The sequence below is a fragment of the Oleiphilus sp. HI0117 genome (genome assembly GCF_001635235.1).
In genome coordinates this window covers 1-2,805 of sequence record NZ_LWGA01001255.1, presented here as the reverse complement: position 1 = coordinate 2,805, position 2,805 = coordinate 1, and the positions used below count along the sequence as shown (strand labels likewise).

Annotated in this window: 2 protein-coding genes and 1 pseudogene; 2 read left to right on the top strand and 1 reads right to left on the bottom strand. The window is 37.9% G+C overall.

What is annotated here, in order from left to right:
- Nucleotides 1–493: hypothetical protein (locus A3757_RS21895; protein WP_197470212.1), on the bottom strand; the 493-nt coding region annotated here is incomplete at its 3' end.
- A 135-nt stretch (nt 494–628) separates the two neighbouring features.
- Between A3757_RS21895 and A3757_RS21890 the strand changes: the two genes are divergently transcribed.
- Both A3757_RS21890 and A3757_RS21885 read left to right on the top strand, forming a co-directional pair.
- Complete coding sequence (locus A3757_RS21890; protein ID WP_068552702.1) at nt 629–2,356, top strand: hybrid sensor histidine kinase/response regulator; 1,728 nt, start codon at nt 629–631, stop codon at nt 2,354–2,356.
- Between the two features lie 114 nt (nt 2,357–2,470).
- Nucleotides 2,471–2,805, top strand: a pseudogene (locus tag A3757_RS21885) (hypothetical protein); the annotation flags it as partial.

Sequence of the window (2,805 nt, the reverse complement as noted above, 5' to 3'; positions counted from 1 at the left end):
TAATGCCATTTTCAGGGTAACCATCGGAATCGAGGGTCTGTAATAATCTAGCTAAATTAACAGGCGCATCCGGGTGTAGATATTCTTCTTTCGAAGCAGAGATTACATCTTCAGAATGCCTTACGTAGTTTACATCTAATGGGGTGAAAATCTGTCCGACCGGCCCCGAGGCAACCAACATGCCCCCAATGAAGAACATAATATTCTCATCGGTTTCATTATAAAAATATTCACCATTTTCATTTGTAACGCCACTAGAAGTTATCTCACTTGATGAGTATGGATTATCTTTGTATAGCTTTTTGGAAACGTTGTAGCGTAAGCCTTGAACAGGAGAATCTATAAACCTTCCTGTTAGCAACACTGGTGCATCATCTGTTTCTTCATTGACTAAAGGTGTGGTCGTCCCAGTTTTATCATCATCTCCTTCGAATAAAGAACACCCACTAATTAAAGCTAAAGCACTAGCAGTAAAAACAACTTCTTTTAACATTTATTTTCTTCCCTAAAAGGCTCACAATGGTCGCGAAATTTATCAGATGACGTTAGCAAGTCATATCTGGCAAAAGGCATAGCTAGCTTTAGTTCTATTACTAAAGTTATAGGGACTTACAAAGAGCGAATGTTCATGGAAGAACGAAACAAGGCGTTGATACAGGAAGACTTTTGGCGCGAGAGTGTTGATACGACATTTAAGCAGTTTGGCTTATTCAATACTGTTGCGAATATAACTGCTGGGTTGCTAATCACACTTCTTGTTTATCATATATCTAGTGAATTACTCCGGCCTTTTTCCTGGTTTATTTTAAATTCTATAGTTGTTGCTGTTGGGTTCTATTTCTATAAGAAATTTCGAAAAGAAAACGTCTCCACTCGCAGTTTGACATCTAGAAATCAGAAATGGTTGATATGGATTGCGATTGCTAATAGTTTGACTTGGTCGTTTTTAGTTCTGACTGGTGACTTAAGCGAATCTAGAGAGGCTGTAGCGATGCTTGTAATAACTAGTATCGTAATTGTTGCTGCTTCAATAGCTGTCGGTTTGAACGCCAAAATTTATTTGGCATTTATCAGCCCGTTTATTCTCCTTTGCTTCTTCAAATACCTTTCGTCACCTTATCTTTGGGAATTCTTATCACTTGTATCTGGATGTCTAATTATTGGCTATGGTCAAGCTATTAACGCTCGTGCTGTATTAAACAAATCCATTCGTCTCAGAAATGAAAATAGGTATTTATTAAAGGTGGCAGAGGAAAAACGCAAAGAAGCCCTGCAAGCAAGTGAATCTAAATCAAAGTTTCTAGCCGCCGCTAGTCACGACCTTCGACAGCCGTTGCAGTCGATAGAGTTTCTCGCTTATACGATTAGTCATACGGACTCAGTTGAAACTCAGAAAAGGATTTTTCCTAAGCTAAACTCGTCAGTAAAAGCCTTGCGTGAATTGCTTGATTCACTGCTTGATCTTTCCAAAATTGATGCGCGCGCGATAACGCCTGAAAATGATCATGTTGCACTTGATAATATCATTCAAGAAATGGCCGATCAGTTTGAAGGTCAGGCTTTATCTAAAGGGATAAAATTTCATTTATCGTTGAAGAGTGTCTACGTGCATAGTGATGGAAAACTGCTTGGAAGGATCTTTTCCAATATTATTGATAACGCAATTAACCATTCTCAGGCTAATGACATCATGATATCGATAAACAAATTAGATGATGACGGCCTGGTCAAGATTAGTATTAAGGATTCTGGCAAGGGTATATCTAAAAAGTTTAGAGATAAAGTGTTTGAAGAGTTCTTTCAGCTAGAAAACCCAGAGCGAGATAGAAGTAAAGGACTCGGCTTAGGTTTGGCAATCGTAAAGCAGCTGTCTGAACTCCTAGGCGTTTCATTAGACATGAGGTCTTCTAATTCGGGTACTGAATTTATTCTAAAGCTACCATATGTTGAATATAAACCTAGATCTGATGAATACCTTGAACAAACCAACAAGACTGCTCCTCTAAAGGTTATCGTTATTGATGATGATGTCTCAGTAAGGGATAGCATAACGCTCTTATTGGAGTCTCTTGGGCATGAAGTCGAAGCATTTGGCAGTGGTCAGGAGTTCTTCTCAAGTAACGTTTATTGCTCTGATAATTTTGATTGTGTGATCTTGGATAATAGACTCTCTGATTCAGAGACAGGTATCAATATCGCAAACAAAATAATGCTTCAAGAAAAGCGTTTGAACATTATTATTCTGACGGGGGATACGGAAGTAGACTTATTGATAAGTCTCAAACGGTCAGGATTCAAAGTGCTCAATAAGCCGATTGATGCTAATAGTCTAGTGTCTTGTTTAACAGTAAACTAATGATCTTTACGTTCAAAATAACTTATGGAATTAACCGATTGAGGAGAAAAATAGGCTAACACTGCCATCTTGTACTTTGAGCGGAGGTGGATAGCGTTGGCGTATTAACTATTTATGGATATAGAAAATAATAAACATATTTTGAATGTTCTTGATGATGAAATGTATGGTGCAACGGGTGTCATCCCTCCTGATCGTGATGCAACTTTGTGGCGGTTTATGTCATTTGCAAAGTTTCTTTCTCTTTTGGAATCGGAAAGCTTATATTTAACAAGGATTGATGGATTCGATGATAAATTTGAAGGAGCTTTTCCGAAGAAAGCGTTGGAAAAATGGAATGCAACTACAGAATTGCTTCGTCAAGCAAACGATAGCAAAGAGTTTTCTGATTCTTATTGGGAAAGGCTTAGGAAAAATACTTTTGTCCAATGTTGGCATATGAATTCACA

Excerpts from the sequence above, each read along its gene's own strand:
- A3757_RS21890 (WP_068552702.1), top strand. The coding sequence starts at position 629 with ATGGAAGAACGAAACAAGGCGTTGATACAGGAAGACTTTTGGCGCGAG.